This window comes from Ruegeria sp. YTSA219, assembly GCF_059609985.1.
Genome location: NZ_JBXWMT010000001.1, coordinates 244,351 through 271,088, shown reverse-complemented (window position 1 = coordinate 271,088; position 26,738 = coordinate 244,351). Strand labels below are relative to the sequence as shown.

Annotated in this window: 25 protein-coding genes and 1 tRNA gene; 7 read left to right on the top strand and 19 right to left on the bottom strand. The window is 56.1% G+C overall.

Annotated elements, in window-relative coordinates; translation table 11 throughout:
• Positions 1 to 12: 12 nt before the first annotated feature.
• The 3 genes from AC2FFB_RS01340 to AC2FFB_RS01330 are packed head-to-tail and all read right to left on the bottom strand — an operon-like array spanning position 13 to position 2,268.
• A complete protein-coding gene (locus tag AC2FFB_RS01340) occupies positions 13 to 921 on the bottom strand; it encodes a flavin reductase family protein (RefSeq protein ID WP_281994710.1) in 909 nt (302 codons plus the stop codon).
• Positions 918 to 1,697, bottom strand: a complete 780-nt coding sequence (locus AC2FFB_RS01335) for an alpha/beta fold hydrolase (RefSeq protein ID WP_281994711.1) — start codon at positions 1,695 to 1,697, stop codon at positions 918 to 920. Before AC2FFB_RS01335 ends, AC2FFB_RS01340 begins: the two co-directional genes overlap by 4 nt.
• On the bottom strand, positions 1,669 to 2,268 hold the full coding sequence (locus AC2FFB_RS01330) for an amino acid synthesis family protein (RefSeq protein ID WP_496690654.1): 600 nt from the start codon (positions 2,266 to 2,268) through the stop codon (positions 1,669 to 1,671). Before AC2FFB_RS01330 ends, AC2FFB_RS01335 begins: the two co-directional genes overlap by 29 nt.
• Before the next feature lie 108 nt (positions 2,269 to 2,376).
• Here AC2FFB_RS01330 and AC2FFB_RS01325 point away from each other — a divergent pair, with 108 nt between their 5' ends.
• The 5 genes from AC2FFB_RS01325 (at position 2,377) to AC2FFB_RS01305 (ending at position 8,358) form a co-directional block, all read left to right on the top strand.
• Positions 2,377 to 3,225 carry a LysR family transcriptional regulator gene (locus AC2FFB_RS01325; RefSeq protein ID WP_496874402.1) on the top strand — a complete coding sequence of 283 codons (849 nt, stop codon included), beginning with the start codon at positions 2,377 to 2,379 and terminating at the stop codon, positions 3,223 to 3,225.
• Between the two features lie 85 nt (positions 3,226 to 3,310).
• Positions 3,311 to 4,561, top strand: a complete 1,251-nt coding sequence (locus AC2FFB_RS01320; protein WP_496690656.1) for a sarcosine oxidase subunit beta family protein — start codon at positions 3,311 to 3,313, stop codon at positions 4,559 to 4,561.
• A 14-nt stretch (positions 4,562 to 4,575) separates the two neighbouring features.
• Positions 4,576 to 4,863 (top strand): sarcosine oxidase subunit delta, encoded by a 288-nt coding sequence (locus AC2FFB_RS01315; RefSeq protein WP_142634195.1) that lies wholly within the window; start codon positions 4,576 to 4,578, stop codon positions 4,861 to 4,863.
• Positions 4,860 to 7,805 (top strand): sarcosine oxidase subunit alpha family protein, encoded by a 2,946-nt coding sequence (locus AC2FFB_RS01310; RefSeq protein WP_496874401.1) that lies wholly within the window; start codon positions 4,860 to 4,862, stop codon positions 7,803 to 7,805. The genes AC2FFB_RS01315 and AC2FFB_RS01310 overlap by 4 nt, the downstream gene beginning before the upstream one ends.
• Positions 7,798 to 8,358, top strand: a complete 561-nt coding sequence (locus AC2FFB_RS01305; protein ID WP_496874400.1) for a sarcosine oxidase subunit gamma — start codon at positions 7,798 to 7,800, stop codon at positions 8,356 to 8,358. Before AC2FFB_RS01310 ends, AC2FFB_RS01305 begins: the two co-directional genes overlap by 8 nt.
• Positions 8,359 to 8,365: 7 nt before the next feature.
• Here the strand turns inward: AC2FFB_RS01305 and AC2FFB_RS01300 are convergent, their stop codons facing one another.
• Together AC2FFB_RS01300 and AC2FFB_RS01295 are read right to left on the bottom strand one after the other, a co-directional pair.
• A complete protein-coding gene (locus AC2FFB_RS01300; RefSeq protein WP_496874399.1) occupies positions 8,366 to 9,370 on the bottom strand; it encodes a GlxA family transcriptional regulator in 1,005 nt (334 codons plus the stop codon).
• A 43-nt stretch (positions 9,371 to 9,413) separates the two neighbouring features.
• The gene (locus AC2FFB_RS01295; RefSeq protein WP_142634203.1) at positions 9,414 to 9,662 is read right to left on the bottom strand and encodes a hypothetical protein; all 249 of its coding nucleotides are present in this window, start codon (positions 9,660 to 9,662) and stop codon (positions 9,414 to 9,416) included.
• A 211-nt stretch (positions 9,663 to 9,873) separates the two neighbouring features.
• Between AC2FFB_RS01295 and AC2FFB_RS01290 the strand changes: the two genes are divergently transcribed.
• Complete coding sequence (locus AC2FFB_RS01290; protein WP_496700183.1) at positions 9,874 to 10,752, top strand: LysR family transcriptional regulator; 879 nt, start codon at positions 9,874 to 9,876, stop codon at positions 10,750 to 10,752.
• Between the two features lie 3 nt (positions 10,753 to 10,755).
• Here the strand turns inward: AC2FFB_RS01290 and AC2FFB_RS01285 are convergent, their stop codons facing one another.
• The 14 genes from AC2FFB_RS01285 to pyrH all read right to left on the bottom strand — a co-directional run bounded on the left by AC2FFB_RS01285 (position 10,756) and on the right by pyrH (position 25,634).
• Complete coding sequence (locus AC2FFB_RS01285; protein WP_281972203.1) at positions 10,756 to 11,433, bottom strand: YrbL family protein; 678 nt, start codon at positions 11,431 to 11,433, stop codon at positions 10,756 to 10,758.
• 40 nt (positions 11,434 to 11,473) lie between these two features.
• Positions 11,474 to 12,883, bottom strand: a complete 1,410-nt coding sequence (locus AC2FFB_RS01280) for a hypothetical protein (RefSeq protein ID WP_281994716.1) — start codon at positions 12,881 to 12,883, stop codon at positions 11,474 to 11,476.
• Positions 12,880 to 13,629 carry a methyltransferase domain-containing protein gene (locus AC2FFB_RS01275; protein ID WP_142634211.1) on the bottom strand — a complete coding sequence of 250 codons (750 nt, stop codon included), beginning with the start codon at positions 13,627 to 13,629 and terminating at the stop codon, positions 12,880 to 12,882. The genes AC2FFB_RS01280 and AC2FFB_RS01275 overlap by 4 nt, the downstream gene beginning before the upstream one ends.
• Positions 13,630 to 13,638: 9 nt before the next feature.
• A complete protein-coding gene (locus AC2FFB_RS01270) occupies positions 13,639 to 14,025 on the bottom strand; it encodes a GtrA family protein (RefSeq protein ID WP_271946729.1) in 387 nt (128 codons plus the stop codon).
• Positions 14,022 to 14,981 carry a glycosyltransferase family 2 protein gene (locus tag AC2FFB_RS01265; protein WP_496693251.1) on the bottom strand — a complete coding sequence of 320 codons (960 nt, stop codon included), beginning with the start codon at positions 14,979 to 14,981 and terminating at the stop codon, positions 14,022 to 14,024. Before AC2FFB_RS01265 ends, AC2FFB_RS01270 begins: the two co-directional genes overlap by 4 nt.
• Positions 14,982 to 15,344: 363 nt before the next feature.
• Positions 15,345 to 15,434, bottom strand: a tRNA-Ser gene (locus AC2FFB_RS01260).
• Between the two features lie 88 nt (positions 15,435 to 15,522).
• Complete coding sequence (locus tag AC2FFB_RS01255; protein ID WP_496874398.1) at positions 15,523 to 17,949, bottom strand: DUF3772 domain-containing protein; 2,427 nt, start codon at positions 17,947 to 17,949, stop codon at positions 15,523 to 15,525.
• Positions 17,949 to 18,983 carry a cysteine synthase A gene (locus AC2FFB_RS01250; RefSeq protein ID WP_142634220.1) on the bottom strand — a complete coding sequence of 345 codons (1,035 nt, stop codon included), beginning with the start codon at positions 18,981 to 18,983 and terminating at the stop codon, positions 17,949 to 17,951. Before AC2FFB_RS01250 ends, AC2FFB_RS01255 begins: the two co-directional genes overlap by 1 nt.
• 66 nt (positions 18,984 to 19,049) lie before the next feature.
• Positions 19,050 to 20,168: an NUDIX domain-containing protein gene (locus AC2FFB_RS01245; RefSeq protein ID WP_496874397.1), complete on the bottom strand. Its 1,119-nt coding sequence runs from the start codon at positions 20,166 to 20,168 to the stop codon at positions 19,050 to 19,052.
• Between the two features lie 28 nt (positions 20,169 to 20,196).
• The gene (locus AC2FFB_RS01240; RefSeq protein ID WP_142634225.1) at positions 20,197 to 20,637 is read right to left on the bottom strand and encodes a TrgA family protein; all 441 of its coding nucleotides are present in this window, start codon (positions 20,635 to 20,637) and stop codon (positions 20,197 to 20,199) included.
• Positions 20,638 to 20,653: 16 nt separating this feature from the next.
• Entirely contained in the window at positions 20,654 to 21,862 is a 1,209-nt protein-coding gene (locus AC2FFB_RS01235; RefSeq protein ID WP_142634227.1) for an SAM-dependent methyltransferase, read from the bottom strand.
• Between the two features lie 69 nt (positions 21,863 to 21,931).
• Entirely contained in the window at positions 21,932 to 23,356 is a 1,425-nt protein-coding gene (locus AC2FFB_RS01230; protein WP_496874396.1) for a cryptochrome/photolyase family protein, read from the bottom strand.
• Between the two features lie 48 nt (positions 23,357 to 23,404).
• A complete protein-coding gene (locus AC2FFB_RS01225; protein WP_496687742.1) occupies positions 23,405 to 24,631 on the bottom strand; it encodes an aminotransferase class V-fold PLP-dependent enzyme in 1,227 nt (408 codons plus the stop codon).
• A 250-nt stretch (positions 24,632 to 24,881) separates the two neighbouring features.
• A complete protein-coding gene (gene pyrH / locus AC2FFB_RS01220) occupies positions 24,882 to 25,634 on the bottom strand; it encodes a UMP kinase (protein ID WP_142634233.1) in 753 nt (250 codons plus the stop codon).
• Between the two features lie 95 nt (positions 25,635 to 25,729).
• Here pyrH and miaA point away from each other — a divergent pair, with 95 nt between their 5' ends.
• Positions 25,730 to 26,623: a tRNA (adenosine(37)-N6)-dimethylallyltransferase MiaA gene (gene miaA / locus AC2FFB_RS01215; protein WP_496874395.1), complete on the top strand. Its 894-nt coding sequence runs from the start codon at positions 25,730 to 25,732 to the stop codon at positions 26,621 to 26,623.
• Positions 26,624 to 26,738 lie beyond the last annotated feature (115 nt).

The window sequence follows — 26,738 nt, the reverse complement described above, 5'->3', positions numbered from 1 at the left end:
TGACCTGCTCCTTTATCGTAAGCTGTGAATGTCGCCTTGCGAGGCGTCACCAAGGTAGAGAGAGAAATCCCCCTCTTTGGCTTCCATCGCATAGCGGGTCATCATGTGGCGGACACCGCCGGACACGTATTTCAGGTTCGGAAGGTCATCCGTTCTGATCCATTCGGCGCCCTCAAGCGGCGTTGGTCGGGAACAGCTGGCCAGAAAATAGGTGTAATGCTGCTTTGTTTCCGCATCGTCGAATGAGGAATAGACCTGTTCGACCTCGACCTTCAGTCCACGTTCTGACAAGCCCTGGGTCAATCGGTTTCGCTGCCCACCCCGCTCGACCCCGGAGATTTGAACGGGACGATAGGCACCATTGCTCTGCTCCAGCAAAACATTGTCATCTTTGCGGATGATCGCGCCGCATATCGTCGGTACCATGGCGTCGATTTCACGTTCGAGCCCCAGGCTGAAATACGACCCTCCGACATATCCAAGACCCTGCCCGACCGAGTGCGAGAACTCTGCCACCTCACCGATCAATAAGGTATGATCACCGGCGGGAAGGACCTGATGGGTCTTGCAGCAAAACTGCGCCAGCGCCCCGTCGATTAGGGGTAGATCAAAAAGGCCATTGCTGTGCGCGACCTTTGCAAACCGGTCCCCTTTATACCCAGCGAAAGTGTTCGATATCTCTTGCTGTCCATCTGCAAGCACATTCACCGCAAACCGGGTGCAGTTGGCGAAAATTTCGTGGCTGGACAGAAACTTCCCCGGACACACCAGCAGCAATGGCGGGTCAAGTGACACAGACGAAAACGAGTTTGCGGTGAACCCGACCGGCGCACCGTGCTCGTCCCGTGCCGTCACCACTGTCACCCCGGTCATAAAGCTGCCAAAGGCGTCACGCAAAGCTCGGGGGTCCATACTTGTCATGGCTGGCACCCCCCCACAAATTCCAACAGCTGTGCGTTTACTTCGGCGGGATGAGTCATCGGCAACATATGTGCGGCACCTGCGATGATTGCCGCTTGTCCCGAGGGAACCAAACGCGCCATGTCCCGAGACATTTCAGGCGTCGAATTCGGCTCATCCGCGCCGGTCATGAACAAGGCGGGACAAGCGATACGGGCCAGTTCATCATCGGAAGGACCGTCCGTTTCGGCAAAAGCGGTATACGCGGATTTGTAGGCCGCCGGATCAACCTCAGTTAGCCAGCGCCTGCAGGCCTGTCGCTCGGCGGACGAGGCTTCGCCAAACCAACGTTGCAACGTGACCGTGGGATCATTTGGCCCCGATACCTCCAAGGCCGAGGCACGTGCGACGACGGCCTTGTGCGCGGCAACCGGACGCCGATGGATCGCATTCAATGCCGCAACGCCAAGAACGCTATCTGGCACATCCGCCGCCAGTCGGAGCGCTATCAGGGCGCCCATTGAATGGCCGATCAAGACAGCGGGCTCTGTCAGCACGGACGCCGTGCGGTGCACGTAGGCCTCCAAGCCAGTCGGATGATCAAAGCTCGACTGACCATGTCCTGGCATATCCGGGCACAAGACACGATACCCCGCCGCGACCAGGGCGTCGATCTGCGCGCCCCACGCCTCGGCCCGCAGGCCAACCCCGTGCAGCAGAATAACCAGCGGCCCTTGGCCCTGATCAATCACCGCCAGGGTGCTGAGTTCAGACCGAGGCCGGGTTGTCCACGTCATGGCCCAAATCCTTGAGGTCCTGATAACGGTCGCCGATCCGATGATGGGGGCGGCCCGAGGTTGCGCCACCCAGCACGACCACAATTTCATCCGCGCGCGGTGCGTCGGGGATTGCAAACTGCAGCGTCAGATAATGCGATCTACGCCCGGCATCATTCTTGTCCATCATGGGCACCATGATCGGAGTGTTCGCCGGACCGCGGGTATTGGTGAAGGACAGATAGGACTTGGCCCCAACCGCTTGACGATAGTAATTCCCGAAATGCAGCGTGTGGATCAGGCCCGAGGCATGTTCGACCTCGCCATCCAGCCCTACAACCGCCGCTTTGCCATAGGCTTCGATCACCTCGCCGCCACCTGCAAGCGTGACCATCCGGTCAGTCAACATTTGCCCCAGCACAGGCCCATAGGCCAGAATTTCCGGTCTCAGATCCTCGACATACCGGCCAGCCCAAGGGTTCGACACAACCGCCGCAACGGCAAACATGCGCCACGGGCGGTCGGCGGCACGAAATCCTTCAACCAGAACCTCTTCGTCGAAAGTCACTATTTTTCTGATATTTGGCTGCACTGCCATCTCCCCAAATCTGCTTGAGGAAATATCACCGTTAGAAACATCTTTTGACAAACGAAAGAACTTGAGCCTTAGGTATTAACAACACTAATAGGTGGGTTACCGATGGCAAAAACACTCCCTCCCCTGACGTGGTTCCGGTCGTTCGAAGCAGCGGCGCGGCGGCTTAGTTCAACTGCTGCAGCGGATGAAATCGGGTTGACGCAATCCGCAGTCAGCCAACAAATCAAAGCCTTGGAAACCCGTCTGGGCGTCGTTCTGTTCCACCGCCACGCGCGCGGTCTTTCTTTGACGGATGAAGGGCGGAAGCTGCTGCCACAGGTCGAGGCAGCCTTGGATATGTTGCACTCCGCAGCCTCACCCTATTTGGCCGAAGAAAAAGCTCGCCATATCACGGTGGCGGCCTCTATCAGCATCATCGAATGGGTCATCTCGCCGGCATTACCCGAATTTCAGGCCCAGCACCCCGAAACCTCACTCCGATTTGTCAGCACTATATGGCCTGACGAATATGCAGCATCGCGCGCCGATATTGAGGTACGCTTTGGTTCAGAAAAACAAGTCGGGAAAAATGCGAAACCGTTGAATCCCAATCGCCTTGTCCCGGTGGTGTCGCCGAATCTAAGCGGCAATTGGCTTGATCTGCCTCTGATCGAATCCGTTGGCACATCGGACAGTTGGGCGTCATGGGGTGAAATCACCGGCCAGAAACTGCGCAAGCCATCATATTTTGTGGATTCCTATGGCCTCGCCCTGCAACTTGCTGTTTCAGGCAGCGGCGTTGCGCTGGTGAATTCTATCATCGCAGAGCAAGCCCGGAAATCGGGCAAAGTCCGCCTTGCCAGCAAAGATTCCGCACCCGCCAGTGAGGGCTATTTTTTATCCGTCCTTCGCAACTCAGCCGAGGTATCGGATTTCACCGATTGGTTTTCCGGCCTTATTTCTTGTGCCTGAGGGTCTGATTCAGACACACCCATGTCGCATATGGGGATATCGCCGCGCCCGAAAATAGTGAAGTTTGGAAGAAAAGGTCCGATTCATGAGATATTCCGGCTTTCGAGTTATCAAAGAGGCGCTAACCGGCCACAAAGGGTGGAAACCGGTTTGGCGTGAACCTGAACCTAAGGCCCATTACGACATCATCGTAATCGGCGGCGGCGGGCATGGTCTGGCAACCGCGCATTACCTTTCCAAAATCTACGGCCAACGAAATGTTGCCGTAATCGAGAAAGGCTGGATCGGTGGCGGAAATGTGGGCCGAAACACCACGATCATTCGCTCGAACTACCTGCTGGATGGGAATGAGCCGTTTTATGAGTTCTCGCTGAAGCTGTGGGAAGGGCTCGAGCAGGACCTGAACTATAACGCAATGGTCAGTCAGCGCGGTATCGTCAATCTGTTCCATACAGACGGACAGCGTGACGCCTATACGCGACGTGGCAATGCGATGATCCTGAACGGGGCCGATGCCGAATTGCTGGACGCAGATCAGGTGCGGCGCGAACACCCTTATCTGAATTTCGACGACGCTCGCTTTCCGATCAAGGGCGGCCTTGTTCAACGGCGTGGAGGCACCGTGCGCCATGATGCGGTGGCCTGGGGCTATGCCCGGTCAGCCGACCTGCATGGCGTCGATATTATCCAGAACTGTGAAGTTACCGGGCTGCGGATCGAAGATGGCAAATGTCTTGGGGTCGAAACGACTAGGGGCTTTATCGGCGCCTCCAAAGTCGGATGCGCCGTTGCGGGCAGTTCGGGGCGCGTTATGGGGATGGCCGGACTGCGCCTGCCTATCGAAAGCCACGTTCTACAAGCCTTTGTATCTGAGGGGCTAAAGCCTGTCCTGCCCAGTGTCATCACCTATGGCGCGGGGCATTTTTATGTCAGTCAGTCCGACAAGGGCGGGCTGGTGTTTGGTGGCGATCTTGACGGCTATAACACCTATGCCCAACGCGGCAACTTGCCCGTGGTCGAGGATGTTTGCGAAGGTGGCATGGCATTGATGCCGATGATCGGACGCGCCCGGTTGCTGCGGATGTGGGGTGGCGTGATGGACATGTCGATGGATGGCTCTCCGATCATTGACCAAACGCCGGTCGAGGGCCTCTATTTCAACGGGGGCTGGTGCTATGGCGGGTTCAAGGCAACTCCGGCTTCGGGCTATTGCTTTGCACATCTGCTTGCGAAGGACGAACCGCACCCTGTCGCAACGGCCTATCGGTTGGACCGGTTCCGCACCGGCCGGATGATCGACGAAAAAGGCGCGGGCAATCAGCCCAACCTGCATTAAAGGGGACACCAGACATGATAATCAACCACCCCCTTCTAGGGCCTCGCGATGCATCAGAATTCACCTATCTGGGCGACGCCGCGCTGATTGACCGCCCCGATTGGCAGGCGGAAAATGCCGCCGAGGCCTTTCACGACTATGCCTATCTGCGTGACAACCCGGCAGGCGAGCACCGTGAACTTTGGTACCACGAAACAGGTGACCGATCCTGGCTGGTCGTCACGCGCAACACGCTGACCCACGAGATTTCAAAGGTGGAACTGGCCCGCGATGTGGCCCGCGCACGGGGGCGCTCCAAATGACGCAGGTGAACCGGCTGAACGGCGGACAGATTGACCGCAACACCACGCTGAACTTCCGCTTTGACGGGCGCAGCTATACTGCGCATCCCGGCGACACGCTGGCCTCGGCCCTGTTGGCCAATGATGTGCGTCTGATCGGGCGGTCTTTCAAATACCACCGCCCGCGCGGGCTTCTGACCGCCGGATCCGAAGAGCCCAACGGCCTGGTCGAGCTGCGCAGCGGCGCCCACAAAGAGCCCAACACGCGCGCCACGGTGACCGAGATGTTCGAGGGGCTTGAGGCGCGATCACAGAACCGCTGGCCCAGCTTGAAATTCGACGCGCTGGCCGTGAATGACATGTTTTCCAACTTCCTGTCTGCGGGTTTTTACTACAAGACTTTCATGTGGCCTGCAGCCTTCTGGGAAAAGCTGTACGAGCCTACAATCCGTCGCGCAGCCGGGCTTGGATCGCTTTCGATGCAAGAGGACCCGGACGAATACGACAAGGGCTTTCGCCATTGCGATCTGCTGATCATTGGTGCCGGACCAGCCGGTCTTACGGCGGCTTTGACCGCGGGTCGTGCGGGCTCGGATGTCATTCTGGCGGATGAGGATTTCGCCCTGGGCGGTCGCCTGAACAGCGAAACACTCACCATAGACGATGCTGCGGCGTCTGACTGGGCGGCGCAGGCTGTGGCCGAGCTGTCCGCGCTTCCCAATGTGCGCCTGATGCCGCGCACCACGGTGATCGGCGCGTTTGACCACGGAATTTATGGCGCGGTCGAGCGTACGGGCGATCATCTGCCCAGCCTGCCCGCAGGCGAACCCCGGCAAATCCTCTGGCGTATCTATACCCAAAAGGCGCTGCTGTGCGCAGGCGCGACCGAGCGGCCAATCGCATTCGAGAACAATGATCGCCCCGGCATCATGACCGCTAGCTCCCTGCGCACCTATGCCAACCGTTTCGGAGTGGCGGCCTCGCAGCGCGTCGCGGTCTTTACCAACAATGATGGCGGCCACCGCACCGCAGCTGATCTGCACGCCAAAGGTGTCAAAATCACTGCGGTGATCGATGTGCGCAAAGACGCCCCCATCAGCCATGACTACGAAGTTCTGCAGGGTGCTCAGGTCACAAATACCAAAGGCCGACTGGGGCTGAGCTTTGTCGAAGTCGCCCTGCCCGATGGCTCAACCCGGACATTGGAATGCGGTGCCTTGGGCGTCTCGGGCGGTTGGAACCCCAACGTCCACATGACCTGCCACCAGCGCTGCCGCCCCGCATGGGATGAGACGCTGGCCGCCTTTGTTCCCGGCGCGGACCTGCCGGTAGGCATGTCCGTTGCCGGCGCGGCAAACGGCGATATGTCTACCCACGGTGCGTTGCGCTCTGGCGCCGAGGCCGCAATCGTCGCTTTGGACCTGACCAACGCCAAACCCGATCTGCCCGAGGCCGAGGACGCACCCATCGCGCAGACCCCATTCTGGTACGTTCAGGGCTGCAAACGCGCATGGCTGGACCAGCAGAACGATGTGACGGTCAAGGATGTCCGTCTCAGCTATCAGGAGGGCTTCCGTTCGGTCGAGCATCTGAAACGCTATACCACGCTGGGCATGGCCACGGACCAAGGCAAGACCTCGAATATCGGCGGGCTGGCGATTATGGCCGAGCTGGCCGGTAAGTCGATCCCCGAGACCGGTACCACCATCTTCCGCCCGCCCTATACCCCCGTCCCGATTGCTACTTTCGCAGGCCGGATGAAGGGCAAAGAGTTCCACCCTACCCGCCTGACGCCCTCACATCACTGGGCCGAAGAACGCGGCGCGGTGTTTGTCGAGGTTGGCAACTGGCTGCGCGCGCAGTGGTTCCCCCTGCCCGGCGAGACCCATTGGCGCGAGAGCGTGGACCGTGAAGTGCGTCAGACGCGTGCCTCGGTCGGGGTGTGCGACTGCACGACATTGGGCAAAATCGACGTGCAGGGTACCGATGCGGCAGCGTTCCTGAACCGGGTCTATGCCAATGGTTTCGCCAAGCTTGCGGTCGGCAAAACCCGCTATGGCCTGATGCTGCGCGAAGATGGCATGGCGATGGATGATGGCACAGCGGCAAGGCTGGCCGAGGATCATTTCGTCGTCACTACCACGACCGCAAATGCCGTAGTCGTCTATCGCCACATGGAATTCGTGCGCCAGTGCCTGTGCCCGGACATGGATGTGCAGCTGATATCCACCACAGAAGGATGGGCGCAATATGCAGTTGCCGGGCCCAATTCCCGTAAGCTGCTGCGAAAAATCATCGACCCGGAATTCGACATCTCGAATGAGGCCTTTCCCTTTATGGCCTGTGGAACCATCACCGTGTGCGGCGGCCTTCGGGCGCGGCTGTTCCGGATTTCCTTTTCAGGCGAGCTGGCATTCGAAATCGCGGTTCCCTCTCGCTATGGCGACGCATTGATGCGCAGGCTGATGGCCGAGGGCGAAGAGTTCGACGTTGTCCCATATGGCACCGAAGCACTGGGCGTCATGCGGGTCGAAAAAGGCCATGCTGCAGGCAGCGAGTTGAACGGCACCACAACCGCCCTGAACCTGGGAATGGGCCGCATGGTGTCCAAAAAGAAGGACAGCATCGGATCAACCCTGTCGGAACGCGAGGCACTGAACCAACCGGATGCACTGATGCTGGTGGGGATCAAACCGTTGGAGCCTGAAAACAAGGTAACCGCCGGTGGCCACCTGATGAAGAACGATGGCCCGGTCGATGCGGCCCATGATCAGGGCTATGTCACCTCAGCCGTCTACTCACCCATTCTGAACAGTAGCATTGGGCTGGGATTGTTGAAAAACGGCGGCGACAGGCTGGGCGAAAAAATGCGCCTTGTCTCTCCGCTGACGGACCTGACGGTCGAGGTGGAAATTGTCTCGGCCCATTTCGTTGACCCGGAAGGAGAACGTCTGCGTGGATAATCTGGTTGCGATAACCGCCCTCGGCGCGGCTGACCCTCGGGTAGACACGGTTGGGCCTGTCACCTGTTCCGAGATACCGGACGTGGCGTTGGCATCAGTCGCGGCGCGGCTCGGTCAGGAAACAGCGGCCAAAGCCGCATTGAAGAAACTAATCGGCGCTGAGGCACCAAAGGTCCAGAGGTTTGAAGGAACCGCAATCACCGCCTTTTGGGCGGGGCCAGAGCAATGGATGGTTGAAGCACCGCATGACACGCACGAGGACCTTGCCGCGCAGGTGAAATCTGCGGTTGGGTCTGCGGCCTCGGTCACTGAACAGACCGATGCTTGGGTGCGTTTCGACCTGGCTGGTGCGAACATTCAAGCAGTGCTGGAGCTTTTGTGCCAGTTGGATCTGCGCATATTGACTAAGGGAACGGCGGCGCGCAGCTCGATCCACCATATTGGCTGTTTCGTGCTTTGTCGTAGTTCGGATCACTACAGCCTGTACGGTCCGCGCTCGTCCGCCAAATCTCTGCACCATGCGATCCTGACGGCGATGCGATCGGCGCTTTAGTCAGCGCCTAGACCGAGGGCAAAGGGGCGTTATCCTCAACCCGGAAACGGTTGATGCGGCGCCTGTCCTCGCTGGGGCTCAGGCCAAAAGCCGACCGGTAATGTGTCACCAAGGGCGCAACAGATCCATAGCCGACAGCGGCCGCGATCTGGGAAATGGGGTCTTTGGTATAAACCACCATCTGACGCGCCGCCTTCATCCGCATTGCGCGGTAATAATGGCTGGGGCTGTGTCCGGTTGCCTGTTTGAATGCCCGCTCGATCTGACGGGGCGTGACGCCCATTTGTTTCGCAACTTCGGCAATCGAGATCGCTTGACCTATATTGGCGGCAAACATTTCAACGCTGCGTGAAACAAGCGGTGGAAGGCGGTCTCCCGTTCTCGGCGCTGTCGCATTGGGCACCTGCTGACGCACTGCCGCACCGCGCATCATCGGATGTTGAAACCAGCACGCAACCTCATGCGCAATGTCACCGCCCAAGCGATCGTGAATCAAATGCAGTGCCAGGTCGAACCCTGCCGCTGCACCGGCGGCGGTATAGCGCGTCACGGTGCGCACGATCACTTCGCTCCGGGCGTCCATATCGGGAAACTCGGCCTCAAATGCCGCCTCATAGCACCAATGGACCGAGACCGGCTGACCTGCCATTGCACCGGATCGCACAAGAGGGAATACGCCACCGCTGATCCCGCCCAGAACTGTTCCGTGCCTCCCAAGACCACGCAGCAAGGCATTGCCGCTAACAGCGTTGTCAAAGACCGAAGACGGGCTGCTGAGCAGGAATAGAATGTCGATATTCCTGCAGTCCGCCAACGCGCGATCTGCTTCGAACCCAACCCCTGCGCTTGACTGAACCTTTTGACCACGTTCAGAAACCAGCGACCATCTAAACGCTTGATGACCTGCGATTTCATTGGCCGCCCGCAGGGGTTCGATCACCGATGTCAAACAAGCCATCGGAAAGCCATCAAACAGCAGAAAGCCGATATCGATTCTGTCCTGATCCGTCATAGATCCGTCCTAACAAGTTCCTGGCGGCAACCCTACACCAAGTTTATGCCCAACGGATCAGTCCAATAATGGCAGAGGTCGCATAGAACGCCTGCAACAGCAAAAACGTCCAGCGCCGATCAATCAATGCCCATGCGGCAAACAGTGCCGACGACACCAACAGTAGGGAGAATCCAAGAATCTCAGCGCCAATATTCGAAGCAATCAGCAAGGCATAAGCCATGGCCAGAACCGATCCGGTGATCTCAAACAGTGTTGTCAGGCGGCGGTTAGCTGTTCTGTCTTCCGTCATCAATTACACTTACCTTTGCCGAAAGAAGAAGACAGCGTCAGCGGGCCAGATTTGCATTCCGACTGATGTTCGAAGTCTGTGATATCCTCCGGGTACAGATTGTTCATTTCGAAGCTCCGCGTACATTGTGTTCGCGATACCTAATCTGACATTTGCCTTTGCCGCAAATGAATGATTATCATTCAATGATCAAAATCTGTCATGGGCATTCATGAACGAACGTTTGGAAATAGACGCTTTGCGCGCGCTGCTCGCAATCGCAACCTATGGTGGTGTGACCAGTGCGGCCCGACATCTGGCGCTTTCGCAATCGGCAGTCAGCCATAAGATCGGCCGTTTAGAGCGCGCACTGAATTGCAAACTGCTGACTCGCCGCAAAGGTGCCCCCCTGTTCACCGAAGACGGGCTGCGTCTTTGTGAATACGCCCGTCGAATTACCACTCTGCATGACGAAGCGGTGGCCTCACTTGGTAACAGGCCGCTCACCGGCCACTTGCGGCTTGGCATGACCGAGGATGCGACAACCAGCGGGATCGCCCAAATTCTTGGACGTTTCACGCGGCTGTACCCCGATGTTCGCGTACGAACCCGCACTGGCCAAAGCCTGAATGTTCAGGATTGGTTGAAGGCTGGTGAATTAGACTTGGCGGTGATTCAGATATTTCGCAACGACGTGCAGCCCGAAGATCTGATCCTGTTTCAGGATTCCCTTCATTGGGTCAAATCACCCGACTATCGTCTGAATCTGTCAGAACCGGTTCCGTTTCTGTCCTTTGACACACAGTGTTTCTACCGAAGATGGGGAATGGAAGACAGTCAGCAGCAGGACCACCGTTTTGACAATATCCTGGAATGTCCAAGTGCAGCAGGAATCCAGTCGGCTGTTCGATCTGGGCTGGGCATAGCGCTATTGAACGGGATGCACATTACACCTGACATGGAAGTCATCAACGATGTCTTTCCTACCCCTCCAGAGCTTGCCTATGTCGCGCGGGTTCAGATGAACAACCGCAACGCCGTGACAAAAGCGCTGATTGCGGAGATAGCAAAAGAGGTCGAACGCGCGTTTCCCTTGCGCGTAGTAGTTTAGTGGTCAGGTCTTCATTAAACCAAAGCCACTCGACATCCTCTGTCGCCGGCGGTCGATTGACTTGCGAAACGCTGTTTCGCTGACCAGTGACAGCGGAAAAAGAACCCTCTCGCCAACGCCGTCAATCACGGTCAGCTTGCCGCTTCTTTCCTGCGCACGAACGATGTTTTCAAACCCCATGTCACCCACAATGATCCGGCCGCTTTCGAGATCGTCAAACAGTTCCATCAATTCAGCATGAAGACGTTCACGTCCGGCGTGATCCTTGGCCAGCGCGACGCGTTCCGAATGCAGGGTTGGCGCAAGATCTCCGTCCGGGCCGGTCAGTTTTTCCACCACTATCGCCGGGCCCGCTGATGTTGGCGCATATCCCATGAATTGCGCCAACCTTTCGATCTCAGGGCATCCACGGTTGAGCGCCGCCAGATATTCGTTTGCTTCGCGGTTCCATTGGCGCAGATTGCCATAGCGCCATTCGGCATAACGCGGCAGAAAATGGCTACGCACAGGTTCGTCCACCCGCACTTTCAGCAGCGCCCCTTCGACCTCGGGGTGCTGATAAATCAGGTAGTTGCGACTTTTTCGCAGGGGTTTGTGGTCGCTCAGGTCAATCATGTCCGGGTGTTCCAACAGGGGTTGGGGTCTGTGTCCTTGAATGCCGGACAGCCCAAGTGGGCGCATTCATAGAATTTTCTCAAACCTGTTACAACTCACCTTTTGATCAGGGCCCCAGATTGGGACGCGGCAAAAGGATAAAGGCCTGGTCACCAGATGATGCGACAACAGGCGTCGAGACCCAGTCGCCTGGATCGAACGGAGGTGTAATCCCATCGCATCTATCGGGCTGCTTCCAGCACATGATGATCTCGGCCCCGGTCAGATAGTTTAACCGCAACCGCAGCCCCCGTTCGAATTGAACTCTGGCGTCTGCCGCGCCATTCACGCCAAGAAAATGCCCATAGATATATACGGTTTCGACCTGTTCAGGCAGGCTTTGCGCCAATGCGCGCGTTGCTTTTTGCCAAGGCGGGATGAACATAAACGATGTTTTGCCAATGAGCATCAAATTGATCATCAACACGCACATCAACAAGATACGCGAAACACTTAACCATCTTTTTGAAGACTGCAGAAACTGAACCCCACACGTGGTGAGCACGACTCCAAACAAGATCCAAAGCCAGTTCAATGCCCGAACAGGGACCTGCACCCCCGACATAATCGCCTTGAGGATAAGCGGTGCCAGACCAGCAAGTGCAGCCATCAGGATCGCGACGGCAAACATCCGTCTTCGGGTAAACAGGAACCCCCAGGCACCTGCAAATAGGGCCAAGAGCATCAAGCCATAACCGATTGTCCCTCCGCCCATTGTATAGATGATGGATCGAAGGAATACTTTGACCTTGGTAAGGTTCAGCAGCAGGTCATCGACCGAATTTACTTCGTTCGGCCCACGCCATTCAGCAACCGGTATACCAAATATCCCATGATAAAAGTAGTTCAGGGTGTAAACACTCAGCAACGCCAGAACCAGGCTGACAAAGAAAATGATCAGCGTAACAGCGACGCTGGTATAGGTTTTTGGCGCCTTGTTTGACAGCAGGATCAGTGTCAGCAACAGGAACGGATAGGTCGTGTAGGCCATGAAGGATAAGGGCACTGCCACAACCAAAAGGGCCAGCGACACACGATGCGGCAGAAACAGAACTGCCAGGCTGTACAAGGTGATAACCCAGATCCCCGGCAGCAACGTGTTGAACCAGTATGAAATCAGGAATGCTGGAACCGAAAACGCAATGAATAGCGCAAGATAACCTTTGTACCAGATCGGGTCCGAACGCTCCATGATCGCGGCTGCTGCCGCAGCCGAGAACAAGCCCCAGGCTATGTTATAGAGATACATGCTTATTTGTGAGGGCCATAGAAATGGCCGGAACTGCCACCAGTAGTTCAACCAACGACCTTCATCCAAGGCCTTGTGGTAGGCAATCTCGGTCCAGCCCAGCAGCGCCGGGAAATCATCATGACGTACGAAAGGGTCGAAAAGCTGTGGCCAATTGATCAAGAACAACGCAGCGATGCAAAGCAGGGACAGAAAAAGAAACTCCTGCCGAGATGTTTTTTCCGTCATGATTTGTCGCCATATGACCTTGCAATAACAGAGGCCCGGACCTGAGCGATAGCGGTGACAGCCGACCGGGGCAAGGCACGCACAACCAGCTTGCGTAGGGTCCAGCCTAAACTGCCGACCTCTTTCAACGCGCCGGGCGCGACTTTGGTATCCAGCACGTCCTGAGACAGCCGGACTGCCCCTGATTGGTTCGCATAGAGGACAGAATTATACCGATACCAGGGTTCGATCGATTGATCCCCGAACATCTCAGGCCGCAAACAATCATAGGCCGTGTATCCCCGTTCAGCGAACAAACCCTGCCAAAAGGACAGGCGCTGTTCATTTATATGAAACTCGCCGCCCTGCCCCGGAACGGCGGCTGAGAACAGGACCAGATCGCTATGTGTGGTCAGGCTCTGAACCAGGCTGGCCGACGCGTCATGCGGCAAGTGTTCACCGACCTCAAGCGACTGAGCCAAATCAAACTGGCGTCCAAGCTCGACCGGTTTGGACAGATCTGCACCGATAAACGCCTCAGCCGGTATCGCAAGCTTGTCACGATCCACATAGTCGCCATCGACACCGGCAATATCCTTGCAACCCGCGGCCTGCCACTCCGACAGCCACACACCCCGCCCGCAGCCAAAGTCCACGACACTGTCCGCAGAGATTTTTCCTAGAAGGCAAGCAATTAGCCTGTTTGCGGACCGCCTGGCGCCCTGGTCAATATAGTCAAAGAACTCGTTTGAATAGATATGCGACATTGCCAATCTCTAGGTTGAATTCTGCGGTTTATAGACCCATAGCCGTAGGAACGCGAAGTTGATCACAGGCAGAACAACTACAACGACAGCGGCCGAGGCAGCTTCGCTCAGGCCAAAACGAGGGCCGGCCAGTCCGGTAATCGCAGCTGAAACCAGCAGCCCAATTCCGACCATGCAAAGAAACCGCCCAAACTGTGCAGGAACCACCAGCGCCTGCCCGAAGGTCCAGACTGTTTGCCCAATATATTGGATCAGGATTGCGGACCCAAAAGCCAATGCATTGGCGATCCAAGGCGAATGAAACACGCGCAACAGGCCCAGATAGGCCAGCATGTAGTAACCAGCCACGCCTAAGCCCACGATGGCAAACCGGATTATGCGGCGCCGTTCGCTCATTTCTGCGCGGTCTTCTCTTCTACTATGGTGTCCGAAATCTCTGAGGTCTCTTGATCTACAAAATAGAGTGGTCGGTTTTTGGCCTCGATATACAGACGTCCGAGATATTCCCCCATGATTCCAAGCGTCAATAGCTGGATACCCGAGAAGAAACTGATCACCAGAACCGTCGACGCCCAACCCGCAACCGCGTTGTAAAGGATCAAGGACCAAAAGACGTAGACCGCCATCAGCGCGGCGATAATCAGTGTCAGAAAGGCCATTCGTGTGGCGATCTGCAGCGGTTTGATCGAAAAACTCGCCAGTGCATCAAGCGCAAAGCGGATCATCTTGGACATCGGGTATTTGGTCTCGCCCGCGATCCGTGGGTCGCGGATGTATTCGATCCCGATTTGACGAAAACCAACCCAAGCGAACATGCCCCGAACGAACCGCGCGCGTTCCGGCATACTCAGAACCGCATCCAGCGCCCGACGGCTGACAAGCCGGAAATCGCCCGTGTCATTTGGAATGGGTACGTCCGAAAGCCGGTTCAATATGCGGTAGAAACCATGAGCTGTTACTTTCTTAAACCAACTTTCGCCTTTTCGCTCACTCCGACGCCCATAAACCACATCATAACCCTGATCCATCATCGCCATCATGTCCGACAAAAGCTCCGGCGGGTCTTGCAGATCGGCATCCAACATGAATATCCGCTGCCCTTGGGCTGCATTCAGCCCCGCTGTCAGAGCGATCTGGTGACCGCGGTTACCCGATAGCTTCAAACCGCGAATACGCGGATGAAACTCGCTTTGGGCACAGATTGCGCGCCATGTTTCGTCATTAGACCCATCATCCACCAGAATAATCTCGGATTCGGCGTTCCACTGTTCAGTCGCAGCGATCAGGCGCTCCACCAGTAAGGGGATCGACTCCTCTTCGTTCATGCATGGAATGACGACAGACAGTAACATCTAACCTCCGGGCGCGATTTTACAGCGCACCTATCGCAAAACGGACCAGCCAAGGAATAACGTTCACTTGGCGTTGTAGATGTATTGATATCTCAACAGACGCATCAGCGAACAAGCCGAGCGCCGAGTTTTCACCTGTAGTTACCCAACCGACACAGGAATAGGCCCTACCCAACAGTTTGACTGCCTCGCATCCTGAAATTCCCTTGCCTGCAAGAAACAGTAATTCTGGGCCATCTAAATTGGATGAATTCGCTCAACATGGGTTATGTGAATCGCTTACCGAGCCTTTTTTGCTGGGGGGCTCCAAAACAATGTCTGAGATGTGAAACACCTAAGCGTCCAAGACAAGAGCTGGTGTTGTGGCGGAGAGACAGGGATTCGAACCCTGGAGACGGTCTCCCGCCTACACACTTTCCAGGCGTGCGCCTTCGACCACTCGGCCACCTCTCCGTGCGGGCGTTATTTGGACTATCGCCTGGGGATTTGCAAGGCCCGATTAGTGTAAAATTCTCTGGCTCGTTTCAGGCCCGAACTTGCCTCAGGGTTCGTCACCATCACCGTCGGAAAGATCAGCCTCGGTCAATTCGGCGGGCGAAGAGGCCGGGGGCGCTTTTGTCTCTGAAACAGGCTCAGATGGGGGCATTTGCGCGTTATCTGACGATTGAAGAGCCTCGGGGTTTCGCAGCCAGACATCACGCTGAGCAAACGGTATCTCGATCCCCTCCTCGACAAAGCGGCGATTGATCTCATGGTTCATGTCGGACTTCACCGAAAGAACCCAATTCACATCCCGCAAAATGGCGCGGATTTCAAAGTCCAGAGAATCCGCACCGAACCCCTGAAACACAACGTTGGGTGCCGGATTCGCCAATACCATCGGATGTGCGTTTGCGATTTCGCCCAGGATTGTCTCGACTACGCGGGTATCGGTACCATAGGCCACCCCGACCGGGACAATGACGCGTCCGATCGTATTTCCACGGGTATAGTTGGTGACAACACCGCTGATCAGGTCCGAGTTTGGGACAATGACATCTGTTCGATCGAAGGTCTCAATCCGGGTCGAGCGTACCGAGATGTCGCGCACATATCCCATCATCCCGTTTACGTCGATCCAATCGCCTTTTGAGATCGGACGTTCGACCAAAAGAATAATGCCGGACACAAAGTTCGAGACAATGGTTTGCAGACCAAATCCGATCCCGACAGAGAGCGCCCCGGCCACGATGGCCAGGGACGACAGATCGAAACCCGCAACCATGATGGCGACCAAGGCTGCCAGGAAGATACCGACATACCCCGTCCCTGAAACAATCGCGTTTTGACCACCGGGATCAATGCTCGTCTTTGGTAGCAAAGAGGTCCGCAACCCACCCTGCAGGGCGCGTGTCAGTCCGTATCCGATCAGGAAAACCACCAGAAAAGTAAAGAAATTACTGGGCGAGACTGTCACGCCCCCAATGTCGAATCCCAAAAGAAGCCGCGACCATGCCTCTAACAAATCGGTCTCGCGTGCGCCCCAGATCAGCGCCAGAACCGGCAGGGCCAAAATGGCCATGGCAAAGCCAATCAGAACCGAAAACAATGTGTCTCGGGCTGCCTCACCCTTGCGGGTTATCAATCCATAAACCGAAGTCAGGAATCGTTGAAGGATGATCAGTGCGGCAATCAGGATCAACGATTTTACCGCTGGAAAAACAATGGCCTCAGCAGCGTTGTTATAACCGATGGCGGCCAGAACTGGGCTGACAACTCCCAACAGGAACAATGCTCGGCGCAAGAATTCGACCAGCTGGATGACCCCGGTTCCACGGGCATTGCCATCAGGTTCTGCCTGCACCTCGGCAAGCCGTATCTGCCGCGCACGCAACAGAACCAGAGCAGTTGCAAGAATAACTGGGAAGCCCACAACCGCGCGCGTCGCATCCGAAGTATTCTCGATCTGTTCGAAAAGGTTCCCAAGATCATGCAAAATGAGAAAAACGGCAAGCAGATCCAGGTAGATTCGAAGCTCGGTGATCCGCTTTGGCGAGAGCTTTCTGAAACCCCGCGCCTGCTGCATTACATAGACCTGACGACCAATCCAGTCGTAGTACAGAACAATGGCCGCCCAGAACGGTACGTTTTGTATCAGAAGGGTTCCCCGCAATCCCAATATCCCCGTCAGGACGACGGCTTTTACCAGCAACAAAACACCCAGCCATGGCAGAATTATCCGAAACAGCGATGTCAGGAATGTCCATACGCCAGTTCCCTGCCCCCCTATGGTACGCAGATAGTTCCCAGCAGCCTCGGACCAACGTTTTCCATAGCCCAGCAAAACAATGGCCACAAAGACCAGCAAAAGAATTCCAAGCCCCTGTTTGCGAAGCTGCTCATGCACCACGTCCGTTTGGTAGTTCTGCACAGCCTCGTTGAAAAGGCTTCGGCCCGCTTCAGTCAGGTCAACCCAGGCTGGCCGCCAATAGCTGGGGTTCAGTGGCGATGGGCCGCGCTCCAACAGCTCTTTTTTCTGCCTATTTCGCAGGATCTGGTCAATTTCTGCGATCAGTCCGTTGGCGCGACTGAAGGCCTCGTCGGAAATGATATGCGGCACCCGCAGCGCGTTCAGTTGGTTTTCAAGATGTGAACGCAGCGTAGCAATGTCTTCCGGTTCGGTTGCATCACCTTCCGGTCCGGGACCCAAAGCCTTGATCTGGCTTTCCAGGGTCTGGATACGTTCGGTATTTGCACCACGCGCGCTGTTGAAAACATCTCGATAGGTATGAATTTCCGATCGCAGATTTTCCAGCGAAGCGTTCGAGGCCCGATTGGCCTCGATCACATCTTCGGCCCGATCCGCCGTTTTTACCCAACCCTGATAGTATTCACTTTGCCGATCCGAAAGCTGGGCCGTTGCAGGACCAGACAGAACTGCAAACAAAAGTGAAACAAGGGCCAGAAACAGGCGGACCTGCCGCAACATCATACGTCCTCGAAAACGCCCGGAATGCTACGCGGCGCCTCGGTCATCCAATCAGGAACAGGCAATTCTTTTTCGCGCAGGAACTCCGGGTTGAACAGCTTGGATTGATAGCGCGTGCCATAATCACACAGAATCGTAACAATGGTATGGCCCGGACCCAGATCCTTGGCCAGGCGCACGGCGCCAGCCATGTTGATGGCGGTCGATCCGCCCATGACCAGACCTTCGTCGCGCAGAAGGTCAAAGATATAGGGCAACGCTTCGTTATCCGTCATCTGATAGGCGAAATCCGGTTTGAACCCCTCAAGGTTCTTGGTGATCCGCACCTGCCCGATACCTTCCGCGATCGAGCTTCCCTCCATCGCGATCTCACCGGTTTTGTAATAGGAATACAACCCGGCCCCCATCGGATCGACCAATGCGATCTTGACGCCTTTGGGCTGCAGGGCCTCGGCCACACCGGCCAACGTGCCACCTGAACCAACCGCACTGACAAAGCCGTCGACCTTACCGCCGGTTTGCTCCCAGATCTCGGGGCCGGTGGTCTCGACATGGCTCTGACGGTTGGCGACGTTGTCGAACTGATTGGCCCAGATTGCGCCATTGGGTTCCGTCTGCGCCAGTTCTTCAGCTAGACGGCGAGAGTAATGTACAAAGTTGTTCGGGTTGCGATACGGCGCTGCCGGGACCTGAACCAACTGAGCGCCCGCAAGACGCAGCATATCCTTCTTTTCTTCGGACTGGGTCTCGGGGATCACGATCACGGTCTTGAAGCCCATCGACGCCCCGACAAGCGCCAGACCGATACCGGTGTTTCCGGCGGTGCCTTCAACGATGGTGCCCCCAGGTTTCAGGTCGCCCCGTGCTATGGCATCGCGAATGATATAAAGGGCGGCACGGTCCTTGACCGATTGACCAGGATTCATGAACTCGGCCTTGCCAAGAATTTCACACCCGGTTTCCTCACTGATACGGCGCAGCCGGATCAACGGAGTTTTCCCTACTGCGTCGGCAAGGTCTTTCGCTATGCGCATGGCGCCCTCATTTCTTTACGTATCAACGAAGATTTACAGATGCTACGCAACAACCACAAGCCGCGATCACGCCCCACGCAACCTGTCTCTGTTCCGAGCCAGCCAATGCGCCAGTGACAATAGCGGCAAATCCTTGAACCCATGCCCGTCGACTTGATCCATGAACTGAGCATAGGGAATGATTTTGGTGCGGATATCCTCACCTTCCGAGGCCAACCCGCCATCGTCTATCGTTTTCTCAAGATCGGCCAACCCCACGTAAAGATAGACGTATTCGGTGGACGATCCGCTGGACGAATAGGCCTCTCCGGCAAATTCAAGCGACTTGAGGCTGATCTGGGCCTCTTCCATCGCCTCACGCCGCGCAGCCTGTTGCGGCGTTTCACCGGGGTCAATCATGCCTGCAACGGGTTCCCACATCCACGGCTCGGGGTCTTCGATCAGGAAAACCGGCGTCCTAAATTGTTCAACCAAAAGCACCGCATCACGCCCCGGATCATATGGCAGAACCACCACAGCACTGCCCTGCATCAAGCCGTTGCGGTTCAGCACCGACCCCATTGTGCCGTTATTCCGGCGGTGTTGAAGCTGAACCTCCTGCATGCCGAAATAGTCAATATAGGCATGGGTATGCTCGTGTACGATCACATCCTTCTTCGGATCACGCGCGTCACCGGTTCCGCGTTTGCGTGCAGCCAGCTTGGCCCAAGCGCGGGTTCGGATCGACGGAAAACTGCGCGCGATCTTGAGGGCATCGGCCTTGCCGTAATAGCCCATGACCTCTTGAGCGGCGGTTAGGGTCAGATCCGCCCACGCGTCTGCCCAGTCCTGCAAGGACCATAGCTCACCGGGCAACCACAGGTCAGGCTCGGGAAAGAACACGCTGACTTCGACAACAGAGCCATCGGGCAGTTCAACGGGCTTCAGCTGCAGATCATAATCAAACCCCCCTTCATAGAAAATCAGTCGCCTGAAATCCTCGGGTTCGAGGCCCTGAACCAGAATGCCATCCGCAACGCCCCCACGTTCTGGCTGGATCATCGGAAATGCCTCGTCGCGCACGCTGTAAATCGCGTGATCCTTCAGCTTGGCCTCTGACAAAGTCAGGCGTGACAGCGGACGGCCAAGCACCAGTTGCAGCAGTGGCAGATGCCGAAGCGTGCCATAGAAAAACAGATCGTTCACAAGGGTATCTCGCGTTGGTATTTGGGTGCTAGCGCCAGCGGCGGCTTGCTTCTTCCGTCGCCAAACCGGCGATAAGAGCGCCAATAGCCAAAGTCCACAGAATTTCCGGAGCTAACAACTGTTCGCCATATCCAACGCCAATCTTGAATATCGCCATAAGGGCCTCGAACGGGCCGTCATATCGGTGGCGCATGGCCAAGCGGAACATCTCATAGGTGCCCTGAACGAAAAGACCCCAAAACACCAGCGAGGCAATGCCTGTCAGTCCGTTATTGACGGCAGCGGTCCACCCTTTGCCGGTTCGCTTACCCATGATTTTCCAACCACACGCGACCCCAAGGGCCATGTTGACGACAGTGAAGTAGCCATAGCTTTTGCCTTCTTCACCATTTGCTATGATCATGCTGGAAACCAGAAATGCCACCACCGCCAGACAAAGGGCTGCGACAAGACGTGAGGCGCTGGGCATTCTAAAGGTCCGTTTACTAAGTAGGTTTCGCTATGGTGATCTGTGTCACATCACAGTTGCCGGTGTCAAAGGCCGCGCCGCAAGCGGTCAAATAATAATTCCACATGCGGCGAAAACGCTCATCAAACCCCATTCCCGAAATCTCGTCCCATTTGTCATTGAACGTCTCGTACCAGCGGCGCAGTGTCAGATCATAGCTTTTGCCGAATTCTTTTGACTTCACCACGGTCAGACCCGCATTCGCCACCTGCTCCTGCAGAATTGTCGGAGCCGGAAGCATCCCACCCGGAAAGATATATTTCTGAATGAAATCAACACCATTCTTATACACATCCCAGCGATGATCGCCAACGGTAATGATTTGCAACGTTGCCTGTGCGCCAGGTTTTAAGCGATCACGGATGGTGTCGAAATAAACCGGCCAATATTTCTGACCAACCGCCTCGAACATCTCAATAGAGGCGATCCCGTCATATTGGCCCCGTTCGTCACGATAATCCTGCAGCTTCAGATCAACTAAATCCGTAAGCCCTTCTTTTTCAATGCGTTGACGGGCAAAGCTCAACTGTTCCTTGCTGATCGTCAAGCCTGTGACCCGCAGGCCACGCTCTTTTGCTGCATATTCGGCGAAACCACCCCATCCGCAGCCAATTTCCAGAATATGGTCACCGGGCTTGGCACCCATTTCATCAACCAGACTGGCGTATTTAGCGGTTTGTGCCTTTTCCAAGCTTTCCTGCCCGGTTTCGAACAATGCACTGGAATAGGTCATGGTATCATCCAGCCATAACCCGTAGAATTCATTACCTAAATCGTAATGATAAGAGATATTCTTTTTAGCCTGTCGACGGTTGTTTCGATGCAACCAAAAGCGCAGGCGTTCATAGGCCTGTACCAGAAATTTCCCGGTGAAATCGTCGTACACGGTCTCGGTACCCAGATGCACTAGATCCATGAAGGCACGCAGATCTGGTGTACTCCAATCGCCTTCCAGATATCCGTCTGAAAACCCCAGCTCACCCTCCCGGATAAGTCGTGCAAATACGTCCGGATTGTGAATATCGACCCGTGCGACAGGCCCAGGGCGTTTGCCTTCGGTGCGAAATACACGACCGTCTGGCAAGGCAATATCAAGCTGCCCCTGCTCCATCTGGTTCAGCATATTCAGAACATGTGCAAAATATCTTGGCAGGTCTGTCTGCCCTTCGATTGTAGTTAGAACCATCCGCTCTCCCCTGTGCGGTTGTTGTAGAAGGCTAAAACGAGTTTGTGTTTCTGGCAAGTTTTCAGTTCTTTACCGGCTTTTTCGGCCCTCATAGGCCGACAAGGCACGCGCGCGCCCTTCGGCCAAACCCACAACAGGGTTTGGGTATGGCGCAGACGGATCAAGACCCCACTTGCAGGGAATGGCTTCAAAATAATCAAGTGCGCTCGAGGGCGGGTTTGACTGTCCTTCGGCCACCCATTTCCGCACATAGTCGCAATAGGGATCATATTTTTTTTGCTGCGCCTCGGGGTTAAAAATACGGAAAAACGGGGACGCATCTGGGCCGGACCCAGCAACCCATTGCCAACCCATCGCATTTGAGGCCGGATCCCAATCGGTCAGGCAATCGGAAAACCAGCCCATACCGATTTTCCAGTGCGCCATCAGATGTTTGGTCAAATAACTGGCGACAATCATCCGGGCGCGATTGTGCATGCGACCTGTGACGTACATCTGTCGCAACCCAGCATCGACCACGGGAATGCCTGTCCTTGCCTGCTTCCAAGCAATGATCTCGGGGCTAGAGGCGTTTTGGCCCCAAGGGAACTGATCCCATTCCGGTTTCCAGTTGTTGCTTAACAAATGAGGCGTATGGAACATCAAATGATAGGCAAATTCACGCCAAACCAACTGCCGCAAATAGGCTTCGGTACCGGACATGCCGAACATCTCTGTGCCCTGAAGGGCGTGCCAGACGCTACGTGGTCCAATCTCACCCAGCGATAGATATTCGGAAATGCCCGACGTTCCATCCTCGGCCAGCTGATCCCGGGCTTCGGGATACCCCGAAAGCCGTTCCAAGAACCGATGGAGCGTTTTGAACGCTGCGTCTTCCCCTGGCTGAACATATCGGGCGCAAACTGATGCCCCGCGGTTCATTCCCGCGGCCAATCCCCACGACTCCAGAGTATCTGTATGCGGCCATTCCTTCGGCGGGGTCAGCGCGGCGGGTCGCGCATGTGGGAATGGAACCTCGCGTTTCTGTACCGATCGCCACATTGGTGTAAACACGCGAAAAGGCGTTCCGGTCTTGGTCTGGACGGTCCAGGGCTCAAAAAGCAGGTGCCCGGAAAACGATTTGGGCTGTACGCCCAATTTGGTCAGAGCCGTCTTGATACTTGTATCTCGGGCAATCGTGTCCGGATCGTAAGCCCGAGACCAATAGACCTCGGTGGATCCGGTTTCCTTGATCAGGTTTTGCAGAACCTCCAATGCATCCCCGCGCCGCAAGATCAGACGGCTTCCCAACTGCGCCAACGCACGGTCAAACACCTCAAGGCCATTGCCGAGGCGCCATTTAGGAGCCGCACCCAAGGCCTGCCCGAGATCGTCGAAAATATAGACCGGAATAACTGGCCTACCCGTTGCCGAAGCAGCGCTGAGTGCAGGATGGTCCGACAGTCGCAAATCCTGTCGGAACCACATAATTATCGGCGGGCTCTTGGGTCCCATGACTGCTCCGTATTGTTTACCTTTCTACGCAGCAGTGTCAGAACTGGATCACAAAACTGCGTCCAACGCATTCAAAAGCTGATCAATTTCCCGTTTCGATGTGTAATGCGTAAAGCTGACTCGCAAAACACCTTCACCCAGATCCACACCCATGGCCTGCAAAGGACGCACGGCATAGAAATCGCCGCCACCGGCCATAACCCCATGCGAGGCAAGATTGGCAGCAACAGATTCAGCATTTCGGTTCAGCGCCAGCGCGACCGTTGGCGCACGCCGCGAGGCATCAGAGGTTCCGATCAGACGGACTGCATTGCGATCTTTAACCGCATCCAGAACCGGTTGTAGCAGGGCGATCTCGTGCCCGCGCATCAGGTCGTGGACAAACGCCCCCCGCGCTGCAGCACCAGTTCCGGGTCCGTCATGATGTTCGCATAATAGATCGACGTAATCCGCCATTCCCGCGCTGGCGGCGATCTGTGCGTGATCCGGCCCTGCAGGGGTAAAGCGTTGATAAAGAACATCGCCGTTGAAATAGTGCCCCTGATTGGGCAACAGCTCACCCAATGCCCGGCGGATCACCATGCACCCCTGATGAGGACCATAGGTTTTATACGCCGAAAACAGATAGATATCCGGTCCCAGATCACCGACATTCGGAAATCCATGCGGCGCGTAAGAGACACCGTCGACGCAGACAAACGCGCCAGCCGCATGTGCAATCGCAGTTATCTCGGTAACCGGATTGATTTCCCCGACCACGTTCGAACAATGCGGAAAACAGACCAGACGCACCTTTTCGTCCAGAATGTCCTCAAGATCCTGCGGGTTCAGAGACCCGGATTCGGGGTCTATCTGCCATTCGCGAACCTCTATGCCCTCATCAGCAAGACGGCGCCAAGGCCCCGAATTGGCCTCATGATCTTGATTTGTCACGACAATCGCATCACCCGGCTGCATCCACTGTCGGAATGCCTGCGCCAGAACATAGGTGTTCTGCGTGGTCGACGGGCCAAAGCTCAGTTCATCTGCATCCACACCCATGATCGCAGCCATCCGGGCGCGGGCCTCGTCCATTTCCTCTCCGGCCAGACGGCTGGCATCATAGGGGGCATAGGGCTGAACCTTGCGCTGGGTGTAATAGCGCGTCAAACGATCAAGCACCGGCTTGCAAGTATATGATCCACCAGCATTTTCGAAAAATGCCTGTCCCTTTAGGCTGGGTTCGGAAAAAGCTGGGAACTGCGACCGAACGAAATTGATATCCAGAGTGCTCATGGCACGTGCCTCCTTGATCATGCTTGCCTATCCAAGAGGTGCCCGAGCATGATTTCGGAACCCTCAGAAATCATGGCAGGTCTTCCAGCCCAGCCGACACGTTCAGGTGCCCGCAGAACCTGCGCCTTTGCCGCGCAAGTACGCTGACAAATTGCCCACAGCTTTTGCCATCGTCAAGAACACTGTGCCCTGAACCAAAGAAAAAGCCGGGCAATCATGCCCAGCCTTGAAAATGAGTACCGTTCGGGTGTCAGCCTTGAACTTTTGTGTAGGTTCCCTCACCGGCCAGGATACCGCGGAAACCGCCCGGCTCATCCAATCCGAATACGATCAGAGGCAGGTTATTGTCGCGCGCTAGCGCAATGGCCGATGCATCCATGACTTTCAGCCGCTTTGCCAACACGTCATCGTAGCTGACTGAGTCATAACGCACCGCATCCGAATGTTCTTTGGGGTCTTTGTCATAGACACCGTCCACGCCGTTCTTACCCATAAAGATCGCCTCGCAAGCCATCTCATTGGCGCGCAGTGTCGCTGCGGTATCTGTGGTGAAATACGGATTCCCTGTTCCAGCGGCAAAGATGCAGACCCGTTTCTTTTCCAGATGCCGCACAGCGCGGCGGCGGATGTAAGGCTCGCAAACCTCATCCATACGAATGGCCGAGATCACACGAGTAAATACGCCAACCTCCTCAAGCGCCGATTGCATGCCAAGCGCATTCATGACCGTAGCCAGCATACCCATGTAATCCGCCGTCGTCCTTTCCATCCCCTGGGCTGAACCGCTGAGGCCGCGGAAGATGTTGCCACCGCCGATGACCATGCAGATCTCGACCCCAAGGTCATGCACCGACTTTACCTCTTGCGCGATGCGCTGAACGGTGGGGGGATGCAGGCCAAAACCCTGATCTCCCATCAGCGCCTCGCCCGAAATCTTCAGCATCACACGGCTGTATTTCGCCTTGGTCGTATCGACAGTGTCGGTTGTGGGGGAAAGGGTCATATTGCGCTCCGGGCTGGCACGGGTTTAATTCCGGCGCAAAATGAAGCAAAAGCTCCGCGGGTTCAATGCGGATCATAAGGAATGAGGCAACCTGAATGGCCAATGCCAATATGACGCAGATTTGGGACCGCCTTCCCCCTATTCCTGACGACAAACCCGTCTTGATCGCTGGGCCCACCGCATCGGGGAAATCAGCATTGGCGCTGAAGATCGCCGAAACGTTCGGCGGCGTGATCGTCAATGCAGATGCAAGCCAGGTTTATGATTGCTGGCGCGTGATCTCGGCGCGTCCCTCCGCCGAGGAAGAAGCCCGCGCGCCGCATCTGCTTTATGGTCATGTGCCTTATGATCAGGACTATTCGACTGGCCACTGGTTGCGCGAGGTCAAGCCATTGCTGTCCGGCGGAAAGCGCCCCATCATTGTGGGCGGTACAGGTTTGTATTTTTCTGCCCTGACCGAAGGTATGGCCGATATCCCGGCGACTCCGACCAAAGTTCGGGCTGCCGCGGATCAACTGGACCTAGCTACACTGATTGATGGGGTCGATGCTAAAACCCTGGCCGGGATTGACACCCGGAATCGCGCCCGCGTTCAACGTGCGTGGGAAGTTCTGCAAGCCACCGGGCGCAGCTTGCGGGACTGGCAAGCCGACACCCCTCCTCCGGTCCTGAACCCGCAAGACGCCGTGCCCATTGTGTTTGATGTCGACAAAGAATGGCTATTGGATCGGATCAGGCGCCGGTTTGACCTGATGCTGGAAAGTGGTGCTTTGGAAGAAGTTGAGGCGATGCGAAACCGGTATGACGCCTCGCTGCCGTCTTTCAAGGCCATCGGCGTTCCCGAGTTGGTAGCCTATCTTGAAGGCCGTATCACACTGGATGACGCGCGCGAGCGTGCCACAATCTCGACCCGTCAATTTGCCAAACGTCAGCGCACGTGGTTTCGCGCACGCATGAGAAACTGGATTCGCGCTGATTTATCAAAGTGATACTTAAGGTCGTTACAAACACATTTTCAAGACAACAGCCGCAGGTTCGAAGTGATCGAATCTGATTGGCGGTCACTTATTTGAATTACCCGGAGCACAGATTAAGCATCCGCGA

Excerpts from the sequence above, each read along its gene's own strand:
- AC2FFB_RS01340 (WP_281994710.1), bottom strand. The coding sequence starts at position 921 with ATGACAAGTATGGACCCCCGAGCTTTGCGTGACGCCTTTGGCAGCTTT.
- AC2FFB_RS01335 (WP_281994711.1), bottom strand. The coding sequence starts at position 1,697 with ATGACGTGGACAACCCGGCCTCGGTCTGAACTCAGCACCCTGGCGGTG.
- AC2FFB_RS01325 (WP_496874402.1), top strand. The coding sequence starts at position 2,377 with ATGGCAAAAACACTCCCTCCCCTGACGTGGTTCCGGTCGTTCGAAGCA.
- AC2FFB_RS01320 (WP_496690656.1), top strand. The coding sequence starts at position 3,311 with ATGAGATATTCCGGCTTTCGAGTTATCAAAGAGGCGCTAACCGGCCAC.
- AC2FFB_RS01315 (WP_142634195.1), top strand. The coding sequence starts at position 4,576 with ATGATAATCAACCACCCCCTTCTAGGGCCTCGCGATGCATCAGAATTC.
- AC2FFB_RS01310 (WP_496874401.1), top strand. The coding sequence starts at position 4,860 with ATGACGCAGGTGAACCGGCTGAACGGCGGACAGATTGACCGCAACACC.
- AC2FFB_RS01300 (WP_496874399.1), bottom strand. The coding sequence starts at position 9,370 with ATGACGGATCAGGACAGAATCGATATCGGCTTTCTGCTGTTTGATGGC.
- AC2FFB_RS01295 (WP_142634203.1), bottom strand. The coding sequence starts at position 9,662 with ATGACGGAAGACAGAACAGCTAACCGCCGCCTGACAACACTGTTTGAG.
- AC2FFB_RS01290 (WP_496700183.1), top strand. The coding sequence starts at position 9,874 with ATGAACGAACGTTTGGAAATAGACGCTTTGCGCGCGCTGCTCGCAATC.
- AC2FFB_RS01285 (WP_281972203.1), bottom strand. The coding sequence starts at position 11,433 with ATGCGCCCACTTGGGCTGTCCGGCATTCAAGGACACAGACCCCAACCC.
- AC2FFB_RS01280 (WP_281994716.1), bottom strand. The coding sequence starts at position 12,883 with ATGACGGAAAAAACATCTCGGCAGGAGTTTCTTTTTCTGTCCCTGCTT.
- AC2FFB_RS01275 (WP_142634211.1), bottom strand. The coding sequence starts at position 13,629 with ATGTCGCATATCTATTCAAACGAGTTCTTTGACTATATTGACCAGGGC.
- AC2FFB_RS01270 (WP_271946729.1), bottom strand. The coding sequence starts at position 14,025 with ATGAGCGAACGGCGCCGCATAATCCGGTTTGCCATCGTGGGCTTAGGC.
- AC2FFB_RS01265 (WP_496693251.1), bottom strand. The coding sequence starts at position 14,981 with ATGTTACTGTCTGTCGTCATTCCATGCATGAACGAAGAGGAGTCGATC.
- AC2FFB_RS01255 (WP_496874398.1), bottom strand. The coding sequence starts at position 17,949 with ATGTTGCGGCAGGTCCGCCTGTTTCTGGCCCTTGTTTCACTTTTGTTT.
- AC2FFB_RS01250 (WP_142634220.1), bottom strand. The coding sequence starts at position 18,983 with ATGCGCATAGCGAAAGACCTTGCCGACGCAGTAGGGAAAACTCCGTTG.
- AC2FFB_RS01240 (WP_142634225.1), bottom strand. The coding sequence starts at position 20,637 with ATGCCCAGCGCCTCACGTCTTGTCGCAGCCCTTTGTCTGGCGGTGGTG.
- AC2FFB_RS01235 (WP_142634227.1), bottom strand. The coding sequence starts at position 21,862 with ATGGTTCTAACTACAATCGAAGGGCAGACAGACCTGCCAAGATATTTT.
- AC2FFB_RS01230 (WP_496874396.1), bottom strand. The coding sequence starts at position 23,356 with ATGGGACCCAAGAGCCCGCCGATAATTATGTGGTTCCGACAGGATTTG.
- AC2FFB_RS01225 (WP_496687742.1), bottom strand. The coding sequence starts at position 24,631 with ATGAGCACTCTGGATATCAATTTCGTTCGGTCGCAGTTCCCAGCTTTT.
- pyrH (WP_142634233.1), bottom strand. The coding sequence starts at position 25,634 with ATGACCCTTTCCCCCACAACCGACACTGTCGATACGACCAAGGCGAAA.
- miaA (WP_496874395.1), top strand. The coding sequence starts at position 25,730 with ATGGCCAATGCCAATATGACGCAGATTTGGGACCGCCTTCCCCCTATT.